Below are 14,990 nucleotides of genomic sequence, written 5' to 3' on the forward strand. Positions count from 1 at the left end.
CTGAGTTTGTTCAGGCCAACTGGAAGCATGCTGACTATGGCTACGATTCATGTAGACGGCAAAGAATATGAGGTAAATGGGGCGGACAACCTTCTTGAAGCTTGCCTTTCCCTCGGCCTCGATATTCCTTATTTTTGCTGGCATCCGGCGCTGGGCAGCGTCGGTGCTTGCCGCCAGTGTGCGGTAAAGCAATATCAGAACGCTGAAGATACCCGCGGCCGCCTGGTAATGTCTTGTATGACACCGGCCTCGGACGGCACCTTCATCTCTATTGATGATGGTGAAGCGAATCAGTTCCGGGAAAGTGTCGTAGAGTGGTTAATGACGAACCATCCCCATGACTGTCCGGTTTGTGAAGAGGGGGGCAACTGTCACCTTCAGGATATGACTGTCATGACCGGTCACAGTTTCCGCCGCTATCGTTTTACTAAGCGTACACACCGTAACCAGGACTTGGGGCCGTTTATTTCTCACGAGATGAACCGCTGTATCGCCTGTTATCGTTGCGTCCGCTATTACAAAGATTATGCGGACGGTAAAGACTTAGGGGTCTACGGTGCTCATGACAATGTCTACTTTGGCCGCCCTGAAGAAGGGACCCTGGAGAGTGAGTTCTCTGGTAACCTGGTAGAGATTTGTCCGACCGGTGTTTTCACCGATAAAACGCACTCCGAGCGCTATAACCGTAAATGGGACATGCAGTTCGCACCCAGTATTTGCCAGCAATGTTCCCTGGGCTGTAACACCAGTCCGGGTGAGCGTTATGGGGAATTGCGCCGCATTGAAAACCGTTACAATGGTACGGTAAACCACTACTTCCTGTGTGACCGTGGTCGCTTTGGTTATGGTTATGTGAACCGCAAAGACAGGCCTCGCCAGCCGGTTCAACGCCGTGGCGATGACCTGATTACGCTGAATGCGGAACAAGCCCTGCAAGGAGCCGCAGATATCCTGCGCCAGTCGAAAAAAGTGATTGGTATTGGTTCACCGCGGGCAAGTATTGAGAGCAACTTTGCCCTGCGTGAACTGGTGGGTGCCAGTAATTTCTACACAGGGATTGCTGCAGGAGAGCAGGCTCGTCTTGAACTGGTACTGAAAGTTCTGCGTGAAAGTGGGATCCATACCCCGGCACTGCGTGAAATCGAATCTTACGATGCGGTGTTGATTTTGGGTGAAGACATTACCCAGACAGGTGCCCGCGCTGCACTGGCTATTCGTCAGGCGGTAAAAGGCAAAGCCCGCGAAATGGCTGCTGCACAAAAAGTGGCTGACTGGCAGATTGCGGCCATTATGAACATTGGCCAGCACGCTAAACATCCTTTGTTTGTGACGAATGTTGACGATACTCGACTGGATGATATCTCTGCCTGGACCTATCGTGCCCCGGTTGACGATCAGGCGCGCCTGGGCTTTGCTATTGCTCATGCCCTGGATGCCAATTCACCCGCGGTAGAACTGAGTCGTGAATTGCAAAACAAAGTGGACGTCATTGTTCAGGCCCTGGCTGGTGCACGCAAGCCGCTCATTGTCTCCGGGACGAATGCCGGTAGCGAAGCGGTACTGCAGGCTGCTGCCAACGTGGCTAAAGCACTGAAAGGCCGTGGTGCGGATGTGGGTGTGACCATGATTGCCCGTGCGGTTAACAGCATTGGTCTGGGGATGATTGGCGGTGGCTCACTGGATGACGCGCTGACTGAACTGGAAACCGGTGCGGCTGATGCCGTCGTGGTGCTTGAGAATGATCTGCACCGTCATGCTTCCGCGGCTCGTGTTGACGCAGCCCTGAGCAAAGCACCACTGGTGCTGGTCATTGATCATCAACACACCGCCATTATGGACCAGGCGCATCTGGTGCTTTCAACGGCCAGCTTCGCAGAAAGTGATGGCACCGTCATTAACAATGAAGGTCGGGCACAGCGTTTCTTCCAGGTTTATGACCCTGCTTATTACGACAGCAGCGTTGAGATGCTGGAAAGCTGGCGCTGGTTGCATTCTCTGCAAAGTATTGTCCAGAATCGCCATGCCGACTGGACGCAGCTTGATCATGTGATTGACGCCTGTGTGAAAGCATTACCACAACTGGCAGGTATCAAAGATGCAGCGCCAGATGCGAGTTTCCGTATCCGTGGTCAGAAACTGGCGCGTGAACCGCATCGCTACAGTGGTCGTACTGCTATGCGCGCTAATATCAGTGTGCATGAGCCGCGTCAGCCACAAGATAAAGACACGATGTTTGCCTTCTCCATGGAAGGAAACAACAGCCCCCTTGCTGATCGTCAGCAAATTCCGTTCGCCTGGGCTCCGGGCTGGAACTCACCTCAAGCCTGGAACAAATTCCAGGCCGAAGTGGGGGGGAGTCTGCGTCATGGTGATCCGGGCGTGCGTTTGATTGAAGCTTCTGAGACCAGCCTGGACTATTTCACGGCGGTCCCTGAAAGCTTCCATGCTGAAGCAGGTAAATGGCGTGTGGCCCCTTACTATCACCTGTTTGGTAGTGACGAAATGTCCCAGCGTTCACCGGTATTCCAGCAACGGATGGTTGAGCCATACCTCAAACTGAACCCGGAAGATGCAGCCACACTAGGCATTAACGCGGGTGGTTTGGTCTCCTTCAGTTATGAAGGTCAGACCCTGAGCCTGCCTCTACAGCTCTCTGCCGGACTCGCCAGAGGCCTGGTAGGTTTGCCGATGGGGATGCCAGGAATTGCACCTGTGCTTGCGGGTGCCCGTCTTGAGAACCTGCAGGAGGCTGCCCAATGAGTTGGTTCACGCCGGATGTTATTGAAATTCTCATCAGCATCCTTAAAGCCGTAGTAATTGTGTTAGTGGTGGTGGTGTGTGGCGCGTTTATGAGCTTTGGTGAGCGTCGCTTGCTGGGGCTCTTCCAGAACCGCTACGGGCCAAACCGTGTGGGTTGGGGCGGATCGCTTCAGCTGGCGGCTGACATGATCAAAATGTTCTTTAAAGAGGACTGGATCCCGAAGTTCGCTGACCGATTCGTCTTTACCATCGCCCCAGTGATTGCGTTTACCTCACTGTTACTGGCATTTACCATTGTGCCAGTGAGCCCAACTTGGGTGGTTGCTGATCTGAATATCGGGATTCTGTTCTTCCTGATGCTGGCGGGGCTCGGTGTTTACGCCGTGCTGTTTGCTGGCTGGTCAAGTAACAACAAATATGCCCTGTTGGGTGCGATGCGTGCTTCCGCTCAGACGTTAAGCTACGAAGTATTTTTAGGGTTGTCTCTGATGGGGGTGGTTGCCCAGGCCGGTTCATTTAATATGACCGACATCGTCAATAATCAGGCTAATCTCTGGAATGTGATCCCACAATTTTTTGGCTTTGTGACCTTTGCCATTGCGGGTGTTGCGGTTTGTCACCGTCACCCGTTTGACCAGCCAGAAGCTGAACAAGAACTGGCGGATGGCTACCATGTTGAATATTCCGGTATGAAGTTTGGCCTGTTCTTCGTGGGTGAGTATGTTGGCATTGTGACTATATCGGCCATGATTGTGACCCTGTTTTTTGGTGGCTGGCACGGTCCATGGTTACCCCCGTTCATCTGGTTCGCACTGAAAACAGCGTTCTTCATGATGATGTTCATTTTGATTCGCGCAGCGTTACCTCGTCCTCGTTACGATCAGGTGATGTCTTTTGGCTGGAAAATTTGCCTGCCATTGACGCTTATCAATTTGCTGGTGACCGCCGCGGTCATTCTTTACCAGGCACCATAAGGGGTGAATAAACCATGACATTAAAAGAGTTAGTGGTTGGTTTCGGCACCCAGGTACGCAGTATCTGGATGATTGGCATGCATGCTTTCGCCAAACGTGAAACGCGCATGTATCCGGAAGAGCCAGTCTACCTGCCGCCGCGCTACCGTGGTCGTATTGTGTTAACCCGTGACCCGGATGGGGAAGAGCGTTGTGTTGCCTGTAACCTGTGTGCGGTTGCCTGTCCTGTTGGCTGCATTTCCTTGCAAAAAGCGGAGATGCAGGATGGTCGTTGGTACCCGGAATTTTTCCGCATCAACTTCTCTCGTTGCATCTTCTGTGGTTTGTGTGAAGAAGCCTGCCCGACTACCGCTATTCAGCTCACCCCGGACTTTGAATTAGGTGAGTTCAAGCGCCAGGACTTGGTGTATGAAAAAGAGGATCTGCTGATCTCCGGTCCGGGCAAATACCCGGAATATAACTTCTACCGGATGGCAGGTATGGCAATCGACGGCAAAGATAAAGGTCAGGCGGAAAACGAAGCCCAGCCTATCGACGTCAAAGGCCTGTTACCTTAAGGAGTCAGGAATGCAATTCGCTTTTTATATTTGTGCCATTGTGGCGGTCCTGACCACCCTTAGGGTGGTAACGCATACCAATCCGGTTCATGCATTGCTTTACCTGATTGTCTCTTTGCTGGCGATCTCCGGGGTCTTTTTCTCCCTTGGTGCATACTTTGCCGGGGCGCTGGAAATCATCGTTTACGCGGGTGCCATCATGGTGCTGTTCGTCTTCGTTGTGATGATGCTGAATCTGGGTAACTCGGTACAGCAGCAAGAGCGGGAATGGCTGAAACCACAAGTCTGGATCGGCCCGGGTATTCTTTCCGCATTGTTGTTAGTGGTACTGGTTTACGCTATTGCAGGTATTAATGACCAGGGGATCAGCGGGGCGAATATTGATGCTAAAGATGTAGGTATTTCCCTGTTTGGCCCTTATGTCCTGGCGGTTGAATTAGCCTCAATGCTGTTACTGTCCGGACTGGTGGTTGCATTCCATCTTGGTCGCGAAGACCGGGCTGGTGAAGTATTAAGCAATCGTCCGGCTGACAAGGTTGTGAGACAGAAATCGGAGGAGAACGTATGATTCCGTTGCAACATGGGCTGATCCTTGCCGCTATCTTATTCGTGCTGGGGCTGACGGGGTTAACTATCCGCCGTAATCTGCTCTTTATGCTGATAAGCCTTGAAGTGATGATCAATGCTGCTGCGCTGGCTTTTGTGGTTGCCGGGAGCTATTGGGGCCAGCCTGATGGTCAGGTGATGTATATCCTTGCGATTAGTTTAGCTGCGGCTGAAGCCAGTATTGGCCTCGCGTTGTTACTGCAGCTCCATCGTCGTCGCCAGAACCTGAATATCGATTCAGTAAGTGAGATGCGTGGATGAACCTTCTCTGGTTAACTATTTTTCTGCCATTACTTGGCTTCTTATTACTGGCATTCTCTCGTGGGCGCTGGTCTGAAAATGTTTCCGCTACTATTGGTGCCGGCTCTGTCGGGCTTGCTGCTCTGGTCACACTGATTGCGGGCATAGAGTTCCTTGGTGGTGACCGCCATGCATTTATCCAGCCTTTATGGACCTGGATGGCGGTGAATAATTTTGACATTGGTGTCACACTGCAACTGGATGGTTTGTCATTAACCATGCTGTCTGTGGTAACGGGCGTCGGCTTTCTTATCCACATTTTTGCCTCCTGGTATATGCGTGGTGAAGAGGGATACTCACGTTTCTTTGCCTATACGAACCTGTTTATTGCCAGCATGGTTGTTCTGGTGCTTGCCGATAACCTGATGCTGATGTATTTGGGCTGGGAAGGGGTAGGGCTTTGTTCTTACTTATTGATCGGTTTCTATTACACCGATCCGAAGAACGGCGCCGCGGCGATGAAAGCCTTTATTGTGACCCGTGTCGGGGACGTTTTTCTGGCGTTCGGTATGTTCATTCTCTTCAAAGAGCTGGGCACCCTGAACTTCAGCGAACTGGTTCAACTTGCGCCACAACACTTCGCCGCAGACAATCATATGCTGAATCTGGCAACCCTGATGCTGTTGGGTGGTGCGGTGGGTAAATCTGCCCAGCTGCCACTGCAAACCTGGCTTGCGGATGCGATGGCAGGCCCCACGCCTGTTTCTGCATTGATCCACGCAGCAACTATGGTTACCGCTGGTGTTTACTTGATTGCTCGTACACATGGTTTGTTCCTGCTGACGCCAGAGGTACTGGAGCTGGTCGGTATCATTGGTGCAGTGACTCTGGTCATGGCAGGCTTTTGTGCTCTGGTGCAGACGGATATCAAACGTATTCTGGCTTATTCCACCATGAGTCAGCTTGGATATATGTTCCTGGCGCTTGGGGTACAAGCATGGGATGCGGCGATTTTCCATTTGATGATCCATGCATTCTTTAAGGCATTGCTGTTCCTTTCCGCAGGTTCGGTTATCCTGGCGTGCCATCACGAACAAAATATCTTCAAAATGGGTGGGTTGCGTAAGTCTATTCCGTTGGTATACGTCTGCTTCCTGATTGGTGGTGCTGCATTATCTGCGCTGCCTGTCATTAGTGCGGGTTTCTACAGTAAAGATGAAATCCTCGAAGGCGCACTGGCGAACGGTCATATGTACTTACTGATTGCTGGCCTGGCCGGCGCATTGCTGACCCCACTGTATACCTTCCGTCTGATCTATGTTGCCTTCCATGGCAAAGAACAGATCAAGGCACATGCGGGTAAAGGTATTACCCATCATCTGCCGCTGATTGTACTGGCGGTATTATCGACCTTTATTGGTGCGATGATTGTACAGCCGTTGCAGGGTGTTTTACCGGATACCACTGCATTAACTCACGATAACAAGCTGACACTGGAAACTATCTCAGGTGTTATTGCTCTTGCCGGATTGCTGATTGCCAGCGGGCTGTGGTTAGGGAAGCGTACTCTGGTTACCGCGCTGGCTAATAGCACGCCAGGTCGCCTGCTGAGTAAGCTGTGGTTCAATGCCTGGGGCTTTGATTGCCTGTACGACAAACTGTTTGTTAAACCATTCCTGGGTATCTCGTGGCTGCTTAAGCGTGATCCACTGAATGCCCTGATGAACATTCCCGCTATTGTAGCCCGCGTTGCTGGTCGTGGTCTGTTAGTGAGTGAGAATGGTTATCTGCGTTGGTATGTGGCATCCATGAGCATTGGTGCCGTTGTGGTACTGACTTTGTTGTTGGTTCTGCATTAATCCAATGGTGAGTTCCCCCTCTGTTAACCGGAGGGGGGCGTGAGCGATGTATAAGATTTATTTTAATAAGGGACACAAAACGCCATGCTATTACCCTGGCTAATATTAATCCCCTTTATCGGTGGGTTCTTCTGCTGGCAGACCGAACGCTTCGGCGTGAAAGTGCCGCGCTGGATTGCACTGATTACCATGGGGCTGACACTGGTACTGACTCTGCAACTGTGGTTGCAGGCCGACTATTCTTTGACGCAGTCTCCAGGTTTGCCACAGTGGCAGTCTGAATTTATTCTGCCCTGGATACCCAGTTTCGGTATTTCAGTTCATCTGGCACTGGATGGTCTGTCATTACTGATGGCAGTGCTCACCGCATTGTTGGGTGTTCTGGCGGTACTCTGTTCCTGGAATGAAAACCAAAAATATCAGGGCTTTTTCCACCTGAATCTGATGTGGATCCTGGGCGGCGTGATGGGGGTTTTCCTCTCTATCGACCTGTTTTTGTTCTTCTTCTTCTGGGAAATGATGCTGGTTCCTATGTACTTCCTGATTGCACTGTGGGGTTATAAATCCGCCACCGGGAAGACGCGTATTAATGCGGCAAACAAGTTTTTTATCTACACCCAGGCAAGTGGTCTGGTGATGCTGGTTGCCATTCTGGGGCTGGTGTTTGTTCATTATAACGCGACAGGTATTTGGACCTTTAACTATGAGCAGTTACTGAATACACCGATGTCCCACGGTGTTGAATGGCTGCTGATGCTGGGCTTCTTCATTGCATTTGCGGTGAAAATGCCTGTGGTGCCGTTGCATGGCTGGTTGCCGGATGCTCACTCACAAGCGCCAACCGCTGGTTCTGTTGACTTGGCCGGTATTTTGCTGAAGACCGCAGCTTATGGTCTGTTACGTTTCTCGCTGCCACTGTTTCCTGAAGCGTCAGCTGCCTTTGCCCCGGTTGCCATGGTGCTGGGTGTGATTGGTATCTTCTACGGGGCGTGGCTGGCTTTCGCCCAGACAGATATCAAGCGTCTGATTGCCTATACTTCCGTTTCGCATATGGGTTTTGTATTAATCGCCATCTATACCGGTAGCCTGCTGGCTTATCAGGGGGCGGTGATTCAAATGATTGCACATGGCCTGTCGGCAGCAGCGCTGTTTATTATCTGCGGCCAGCTTTATGAGCGTTTGCATACCCGTGATATGCGTCAGATGGGGGGCTTGTGGAATAAAATTAAATGGTTACCAGGCCTGTCACTGTTCTTTGCAGTGGCCAACCTCGGGATGCCGGGTACCGGTAACTTTGTCGGCGAATTTATGATGCTGTTCGGCAGCTTCCAGGTTGTGCCTGTTATCACTGTTATCGCGACGTTTGGTGTGGTATTCGCCTCGGTTTACTCTCTGGCAATGTTGCATCGTGCTTACTTCGGTAAAGCACAAAGTGAGATAAGCGCCAAGACATTGCCGGGTATGACGGCACGTGAATTCTCAATTATTTTGTTCCTGGTGGCACTGTTAGTTCTGTTGGGTATTTTCCCGCAGCCAGTTCTGGATACCTCTCATGCCTCCATGAGTAATATTCAGCAGTGGTTCACACAGTCCATTTCTACTACAAGGCCGTAATTCGCCATGACTATAACTGCTCAACATTTGATTGCGCTACTCCCGCTGTTAATCGTCGGATTGACGGTGGTGGTTGTGATGCTCTCCATTGCGTGGCGGCGAGACCACTTTCTTAGTGCCACGCTTTCAGTTATCGGCCTAAACGCTGCATTAGTTTCTTTGTGGTTTGTAGGTCAGGTGGGGGCGATGGATGTCACACCACTGATGCGGGTTGATGGCTATGCCATGCTGTATACGGGACTTGTGATACTGGCGAGCCTCGCTACCTGTACTTTCGCTTATCCCTGGTTACAGGGCTACAACGATAACCGTGACGAGTTTTACCTGCTGGTACTGATTGCGGCACTGGGCGGCATTTTGCTGGCGAATGCGAACCATATGGCTTCGCTATTCCTGGGCATTGAATTAATCTCCCTGCCATTATTTGGTTTGGTGGGTTACGCTTACCGTCAGAAACGTTCCCTTGAAGCCAGTATTAAGTACACCATTCTGTCGGCGGCGGCCTCTTCGTTCTTACTGTTTGGTATCGCGCTGATTTATGCTAACTCTGGTCAGTTATCATTTGTCGAATTGGGTAAGAGCCTGTCTGACAATATGCTGAGTCAGCCATTGTTACTGGCAGGCCTGGGGATGCTGATTGTTGGTATTGGCTTTAAACTGTCACTGGTGCCATTCCATTTATGGACACCGGATGTCTATCAGGGCGCGCCAGCCCCGGTTTCCACTTTCCTGGCCACTGCCAGTAAAATCGCCATTTTTGCTGTAGTGATGCGACTGTTCCTCTATGTTCCATTCGAGGATAATGGATCAGTTCGTGTGGTACTGGGCCTGATTGCCTTTGCCTCCATGATTTTTGGTAACGTGATGGCATTGACCCAGTCGAATATCAAGCGTCTGTTAGGTTATTCCTCTATCGCTCACCTCGGCTATTTAATGGTGGCGCTGATTGCTTTACAGGACGGCACGTTGCCGAGAGAAGCGGTAGGTATCTACCTGGCGGGTTATCTGTTTAGTAGCCTGGGCGCATTTGGCGTGGTTAGCCTGATGTCCAGCCCGTACCGTGGTTCTGATGCTGATTCGCTGTTCTCTTACCGCGGCCTGTTTTGGCATAAGCCAGTACTGTCTGCTGTTATGACGATTATGATGTTGTCACTGGCAGGTATCCCAATGACACTGGGCTTCATTGGCAAATTCTACATTATTGCCGTGGGTGTCCAGTCTCACCTGTGGTGGTTAACAGGGGCTGTCATTGCCGGTAGTGCTATTGGTGTCTACTACTATCTGCGCGTCATGGTTAGCCTGTATCTGAAGGCTCCGGAGCAGCTGAATCGTGATACGCCGTCCAACTGGGCGCTGACCGCCGGGGGGATCGTGGTACTGATCTCAGCTATTCTGGTTCTGGTGCTGGGTATTTACCCACAACCGCTTGTCAGCCTGGTTGAGTTAGCACAACCCCTGATGTAACCCTGAGTGTGTCAACACGCTAAAACGGCTGTACTACTGAACTGCACCCAAAAAGTTGGACGCCCAACGAAGTAAGGTGCAGTTTTTTATTGTCAGTTATCGGTTATTTATTATCTACAATACTAACTATGGCAGAGATACCCGATCAGGAGTCACTATGATTAACTGGCATAACCTTCACCACAGTGAGTTAACGGTTACCCAGCTTTATGCGGTGCTACAGCTTCGTTGTGCTGTATTTGTGGTTGAGCAGAACTGTGTTTATCAGGATGTGGATGGAGAAGATCTTCAGGGGAATAATCGCCATATCCTTGGGTTCCACGGAGGGGAGTTAGTGGCTTATGCGCGGATACTGCACAGTGACAATCAGCTTGAGCCGGTTGTTATCGGGCGAGTCATTGTGTCATCCCAACTACGGGGGAAACAAGTGGGCGAGCAGTTAATGCAATTTACCCTGCAAGCCTGTCAGCGACAGTGGCCTGACAAATCAATTTATCTTGGCGCACAGGCGCATCTGCAATGCTTCTACCAGCGGTTTGGTTTTTCGGCTGTCACGCCTGAATACGATGAAGATGGTATTCTTCACATTGGCATGGCAAGAGAGCCTCTGAGCGAAGTTCATAATGATTGATTATAGTTAGAGAGACTATTTTTTCTCACAGGAGCAATTATGTCTAAATACCTGTTCACACCGGAAGATGATGTTGTATTACTGAGAGAAACACTGGAGCAAGTGCTCTACACCCTCGATGATCCTGACAACCCGTATTACGTTGAAATGAAACTCCAGGCCGCACGGCGCTTGCAGGAAGTAAACGATCGTTTGAGCGGCCGTGCGGAGCAGGGGTATGACTCACTCAAGCAAGCTACTTGCTGGGCCGATAATTATCTTCACCATAAACCATGGCACAGTATCGGTATAAGCACCGCTGTCGGTGTCATCGTCGGTTTTGTTCTGTCACATTGTACCGAGCAGGACTAGCTTGTTATAAAAAAAGAAACATAAGTTACTGAACATAGTAGCCTGTTTTTTTTATTATAAAAAACCACGTATAGTAAGTTGTTTTCAGGGAAGGTGAAGTCATTGTGAATTCGGTAGCCACAGCGCTGCAGCATATGCAGCTTGAACTGACTCGGGAATTTGCTGATGCCCCAGGTTTTACGGGCATCAGTGTGGCGCTGAATCTTAGTGAGCGCTCAGATCCACTTGGCTGGCTGACCGGACAAGTCGCCTACCCTCAGTTTTACTGGCAGCATCGGAATGGGGCGGAAGAGGTCGCCGCACTGGGGCAGGTGAATGTGTTCTCAAGCCTTGGGGATGCGGCGCTTTTTTGTCAACAACAGGCCAAATTACCGACCGTTCGTCTTTGGGGGCTGAACGGGTTTGACTCAACGCAGGGCTATCTTTTCCTGCCGCGTCTGGAATGGCGGAGAACGGGGGGAGAAGCGGTACTCTGGCTCTGGCTTTACAGTGAGACATCCCTCAGAGAGGATGCCAGACAAGCACAAGCCTTCCTTCAGCAGCTGTTGCCGGAAACCCCGATACCTTCCCTTAACCTGACTATACTGAATGAAACCCATCAGCCTGATTTATCTGATTGGTGTCATTTAATCCACCAGGCGACTCAGGCCATTGAAGAGGGCGCACTGGACAAAGTGGTGCTCGCCAGGGCAACGGATATGCTCTTTTCTTCTGCCGTTTCTGCTGCCGGATTAATGGCCGCCAGTCGACGGGTTAATCTCAATTGTTATCATTTTTTAATGGTTTTCAATCGCTCTGCGGCATTTCTTGGGTCCAGCCCTGAACGACTATGGTTACGGGTCGAAAAGCATTTGTATACAGAAGCCCTGGCTGGGACAGTTATTAGTCATGATGATGATGGTCGTGCTCAGGCGCTTGCTGACTGGTTGTTAAAAGATGATAAAAATCAGCGTGAAAATATGCTGGTACTGGAAGATATCTGCCAGCGTTTACAAAATGTTGTTGATGAACTGGATGTTTTACCCCCCCAGGTTATCAGACTACGCAATGTTCAGCATTTAAAGCGGGGAATTACTGCCCGGCTTAAAAAGCCGGATGACAGACTCTGCCTGGATCGTTTACAACCCACTGCCGCGGTTGCGGGGCTTCCCCGTGAACCCGCACGTGTCTTTATCACCGAGCATGAACCCTTTGATCGAGAGTGGTATGCGGGCTCTGCTGGGTATCTCTCTGTTGCAAAGAGTGAGTTTTGTGTCGCACTCCGATCGGCAAAAGTGGCAGGTAATCAGGTGCGGCTTTATGCAGGTGCGGGTATTGTGGCGGGCTCAGTTGCCCGTCAGGAGTGGCAGGAAATTGACAATAAAGCGGCAGGGCTGCGTACTTTGTTATTGAATTCTATTAGTTAAATATCATCTTCACGATTCAGGTCAATTTTCTTATGGGCGTGATATTTATACTAATGGAATAAAACTGTCTCAGGACAATAATATGTCAATAAGCTCCTTTAACCGTCGCTGGGCGACGGTGATCCTTGAAGCACTGACACGACATGGTGTTCATCATATCTGTATTGCCCCTGGGTCGCGTTCCACCCCTTTGATGCTGGCAGCAGCGGAAAACCCTGCCTTTACCTGCCACACGCATTTTGATGAGCGAGGACTGGGGCATTTGGCTTTAGGGTTAGCCAAAGCCAGCGCCCGCCCTGTCGGTATTATTGTCACATCGGGTACGGCAGTGGCTAATCTCTATCCGGCAGTCATTGAGGCCGGGCTGACGGGTGAAAAATTAGTTCTCCTGACAGCAGATCGCCCGCCGGAGCAGATTGACTGTGGGGCCAATCAGGCCATCCGCCAGCACCATATTTTTAGTAGTCATCCTGCGGCCAGTCTTAACTTGCCCATCCCCAGGCAAGAGACCCCGGCCAGCTGGTTAGTCTCGTCACTCGACAGTGCCATGAGCCAGTTAAAGGGTGGAGCATTACATGTGAACTGTCCCTTTGCAGAGCCACTATACGGGGCTGATGACGATACAGGGCTGGCATGGCAACATACTTTGGGGGACTGGTGGCACAGTAGCCAGCCCTGGCTGCGTGAAATGTGGGGAGCTGGGGTTGTGGTTCAGCCAGACTGGCATGAATGGCGCCAAAAACGCGGCGTGGTAGTGGCGGGTAACCTGTCTCCGTCAGAAGGCATGAGGGTGGCCGCCTGGGCCAAAACACTCGGCTGGCCTGTCATTGGTGATGTGTTGTCACAAACAGGGCAGCCATTGCCCTGCGCTGATCTGTGGCTCGCTGGAGAGGGGGCAAGCTGCCTGCAACAGGCGGAAATTGTTGTGCAGTTTGGTGGCTATTTAACCGGGAAGCGTGTTTTACAATGGCAGGCAGGCTGTCAGGCCGATGAATACTGGCTTATTGACTCTCGCTCAGGAAGACTGGATCCCTTCCATCATCGTGGGCGTCGGCTAGTGGCAGAAATAGAACCCTGGCTTGATAACCACCCACCACAAAAAGCATCGCGCTGGGCTCCGGCGTTAGATGACCTTGCTCTGGCAACCTTGAACCGGGTACAGGAACAGACAGCCCAGTTTGGTGAAGCACAGGTCGCCCAGCGTATTGACCAGTTATTGCCGCCAGCGGGGCAACTGTTTGTCGGTAATAGTCTGGTGGTGAGATTAATCGATGCGTTTGCACAGTTACCTGCTGGTTATCCGGTATTCAGCAACCGTGGGGCCAGTGGCATTGATGGTCTTATCTCTACCCTTGCTGGGGTACAGCGGGCTAATGGCTGCCCGACACTTGCTATTATTGGTGACCTCTCTGCACTTTATGACCTGAACGGGCTGGCATTACTGCGCCATCCCCCTGGCCCTTTGGTTTTGCTGGTGGTGAATAATAATGGTGGGCAAATTTTTTCAATGTTACCCACCCCGGCTGAACAGAGGGAGCGTTTTTATACCCTGCCACAGGACGTTGATTTCTCTCACGCGGCAGCCATGTTTGGTCTTGCTTATCACCGACCAGGGGATTGGCATGAGCTGAGGGCTGCCGTTGAGAAGGGATGGCAGCAAGAGATGACTACGTTGATTGAGATAGTCACAGAGCCGACTGCTGGGGTTGACTGCTTAAGGCAGCTACTGGCCCAGGCCGTCAGCCCATGATCTTGCATGCGGTTTTTCGCCCCGGTAGTCAGCCCCGGGGGCCCGTTATTGTCTGGCTGCATGGTTTCTTAGGGAACCATGCAGAGTGGCTGCCAGTCAGTGATGTCTTTCAGGCATGGTCACAGCTTTTTATTGACCTGCCTGGGCATGGGGGATCGGCTGATATCAGCGTGGAGGGGTTCAGCTCGCTGGACAGGTTGCTCCGCAGGACGCTGGATCATTACCATATTCATGATTACTGGCTGATAGGCTACTCACTCGGCGGGCGAGTAGCAATGTACCACGCAACTCACGGTCAGGCATCGGGATTACGGGGGCTGGTAGTGGAAGGGGGGCACCCGGGGCTGAAGGATGACGTGTGTCGTCAGGCTCGTCAACAACATGACGCCACGTGGGTACAGCGCTTTCGTGATGACGATTTCTCTTTGGTACTTACCGACTGGTATCAACAACCCGTATTCAGCAGTCTTGACAGGCAACAACGTCATGCCTTAGTGGCATTACGTAGTCAGAATAGCCCTGCTGGGTTAGCCTCTGTGCTGTGGGCCACATCACTCTCCAGGCAACCAGACATGCTGCCTGCACTCAAGCAGCTGACAATACCATTTTATTATTTGTGTGGTGAACGGGACGCAAAATTTTCTGCTCTCGCCACTCGCCACGGTTTGAACCCTGAATTTATTCCTGACGCCGGCCATAATGCACACCGGGATTCTCCTGCGGCTTTTGGCAATCGGTTGTCCATCTTATTGCGTTATTCTGATTCCAAGGAGTGATC

At 51.3% G+C, this 14,990-nt stretch carries 13 protein-coding genes; all 13 read left to right on the forward strand.

Going from position 1 to position 14,990, the window contains the following annotated elements:
- Window positions 1–36: 36 nt before the first annotated feature.
- The gene (nuoG, locus tag JK154_RS00370; RefSeq protein ID WP_211990510.1) at window positions 37–2,760 is read left to right on the forward strand and encodes an NADH-quinone oxidoreductase subunit NuoG; all 2,724 of its coding nucleotides are present in this window, start codon (window positions 37–39) and stop codon (window positions 2,758–2,760) included.
- A complete protein-coding gene (nuoH, locus tag JK154_RS00375) occupies window positions 2,757–3,734 on the forward strand; it encodes an NADH-quinone oxidoreductase subunit NuoH (protein ID WP_211990511.1) in 978 nt (325 codons plus the stop codon). Before nuoG ends, nuoH begins: the two co-directional genes overlap by 4 nt.
- Before the next feature lie 14 nt (window positions 3,735–3,748).
- Window positions 3,749–4,291: an NADH-quinone oxidoreductase subunit NuoI gene (gene nuoI / locus JK154_RS00380; RefSeq protein ID WP_211990512.1), complete on the forward strand. Its 543-nt coding sequence runs from the start codon at window positions 3,749–3,751 to the stop codon at window positions 4,289–4,291.
- A gap of 10 nt (window positions 4,292–4,301) precedes the next feature.
- Window positions 4,302–4,859 carry an NADH-quinone oxidoreductase subunit J gene (gene nuoJ, locus JK154_RS00385; RefSeq protein ID WP_211990513.1) on the forward strand — a complete coding sequence of 186 codons (558 nt, stop codon included), beginning with the start codon at window positions 4,302–4,304 and terminating at the stop codon, window positions 4,857–4,859.
- The gene (nuoK, locus tag JK154_RS00390; RefSeq protein ID WP_211990514.1) at window positions 4,856–5,158 is read left to right on the forward strand and encodes an NADH-quinone oxidoreductase subunit NuoK; all 303 of its coding nucleotides are present in this window, start codon (window positions 4,856–4,858) and stop codon (window positions 5,156–5,158) included. Before nuoJ ends, nuoK begins: the two co-directional genes overlap by 4 nt.
- The gene (gene nuoL, locus JK154_RS00395; protein WP_211990515.1) at window positions 5,155–6,996 is read left to right on the forward strand and encodes an NADH-quinone oxidoreductase subunit L; all 1,842 of its coding nucleotides are present in this window, start codon (window positions 5,155–5,157) and stop codon (window positions 6,994–6,996) included. The genes nuoK and nuoL overlap by 4 nt, the downstream gene beginning before the upstream one ends.
- A gap of 84 nt (window positions 6,997–7,080) precedes the next feature.
- On the forward strand, window positions 7,081–8,610 hold the full coding sequence (nuoM, locus tag JK154_RS00400) for an NADH-quinone oxidoreductase subunit M (RefSeq protein WP_211990516.1): 1,530 nt from the start codon (window positions 7,081–7,083) through the stop codon (window positions 8,608–8,610).
- A gap of 6 nt (window positions 8,611–8,616) precedes the next feature.
- Window positions 8,617–10,074 carry an NADH-quinone oxidoreductase subunit NuoN gene (gene nuoN / locus JK154_RS00405; RefSeq protein WP_211990517.1) on the forward strand — a complete coding sequence of 486 codons (1,458 nt, stop codon included), beginning with the start codon at window positions 8,617–8,619 and terminating at the stop codon, window positions 10,072–10,074.
- Window positions 10,075–10,231: 157 nt separating this feature from the next.
- Entirely contained in the window at window positions 10,232–10,705 is a 474-nt protein-coding gene (locus JK154_RS00410; RefSeq protein ID WP_211990518.1) for a GNAT family N-acetyltransferase, read from the forward strand.
- Between the two features lie 39 nt (window positions 10,706–10,744).
- On the forward strand, window positions 10,745–11,056 hold the full coding sequence (locus tag JK154_RS00415; protein ID WP_211990519.1) for a DUF883 family protein: 312 nt from the start codon (window positions 10,745–10,747) through the stop codon (window positions 11,054–11,056).
- 104 nt (window positions 11,057–11,160) lie between these two features.
- Window positions 11,161–12,462 carry an isochorismate synthase MenF gene (gene menF / locus JK154_RS00420; protein ID WP_211990520.1) on the forward strand — a complete coding sequence of 434 codons (1,302 nt, stop codon included), beginning with the start codon at window positions 11,161–11,163 and terminating at the stop codon, window positions 12,460–12,462.
- 82 nt (window positions 12,463–12,544) lie between these two features.
- A complete protein-coding gene (gene menD, locus JK154_RS00425) occupies window positions 12,545–14,212 on the forward strand; it encodes a 2-succinyl-5-enolpyruvyl-6-hydroxy-3-cyclohexene-1-carboxylic-acid synthase (RefSeq protein WP_211990521.1) in 1,668 nt (555 codons plus the stop codon).
- Window positions 14,209–14,988: a 2-succinyl-6-hydroxy-2,4-cyclohexadiene-1-carboxylate synthase gene (gene menH / locus JK154_RS00430; protein ID WP_211990522.1), complete on the forward strand. Its 780-nt coding sequence runs from the start codon at window positions 14,209–14,211 to the stop codon at window positions 14,986–14,988. Before menD ends, menH begins: the two co-directional genes overlap by 4 nt.
- The last annotated feature ends 2 nt before the right edge of the window (window positions 14,989–14,990 follow it).

It is taken from the genome of Citrobacter sp. JGM124, from assembly GCF_018257795.1.
GTDB lineage: Bacteria > Pseudomonadota > Gammaproteobacteria > Enterobacterales > Enterobacteriaceae > JGM124.

What these genes read in the sequence shown, in the direction of transcription:
- nuoL (WP_211990515.1), top strand. Translation starts at nt 5,155, where the DNA reads ATGAACCTTCTCTGGTTAACTATTTTTCTGCCATTACTTGGCTTCTTA.
- menD (WP_211990521.1), top strand. Translation starts at nt 12,545, where the DNA reads ATGTCAATAAGCTCCTTTAACCGTCGCTGGGCGACGGTGATCCTTGAA.
- nuoJ (WP_211990513.1), top strand. Translation starts at nt 4,302, where the DNA reads ATGCAATTCGCTTTTTATATTTGTGCCATTGTGGCGGTCCTGACCACC.
- nuoG (WP_211990510.1), top strand. Translation starts at nt 37, where the DNA reads ATGGCTACGATTCATGTAGACGGCAAAGAATATGAGGTAAATGGGGCG.
- JK154_RS00410 (WP_211990518.1), top strand. Translation starts at nt 10,232, where the DNA reads ATGATTAACTGGCATAACCTTCACCACAGTGAGTTAACGGTTACCCAG.
- nuoK (WP_211990514.1), top strand. Translation starts at nt 4,856, where the DNA reads ATGATTCCGTTGCAACATGGGCTGATCCTTGCCGCTATCTTATTCGTG.
- nuoI (WP_211990512.1), top strand. Translation starts at nt 3,749, where the DNA reads ATGACATTAAAAGAGTTAGTGGTTGGTTTCGGCACCCAGGTACGCAGT.
- nuoN (WP_211990517.1), top strand. Translation starts at nt 8,617, where the DNA reads ATGACTATAACTGCTCAACATTTGATTGCGCTACTCCCGCTGTTAATC.
- nuoM (WP_211990516.1), top strand. Translation starts at nt 7,081, where the DNA reads ATGCTATTACCCTGGCTAATATTAATCCCCTTTATCGGTGGGTTCTTC.
- nuoH (WP_211990511.1), top strand. Translation starts at nt 2,757, where the DNA reads ATGAGTTGGTTCACGCCGGATGTTATTGAAATTCTCATCAGCATCCTT.
- menH (WP_211990522.1), top strand. Translation starts at nt 14,209, where the DNA reads ATGATCTTGCATGCGGTTTTTCGCCCCGGTAGTCAGCCCCGGGGGCCC.
- JK154_RS00415 (WP_211990519.1), top strand. Translation starts at nt 10,745, where the DNA reads ATGTCTAAATACCTGTTCACACCGGAAGATGATGTTGTATTACTGAGA.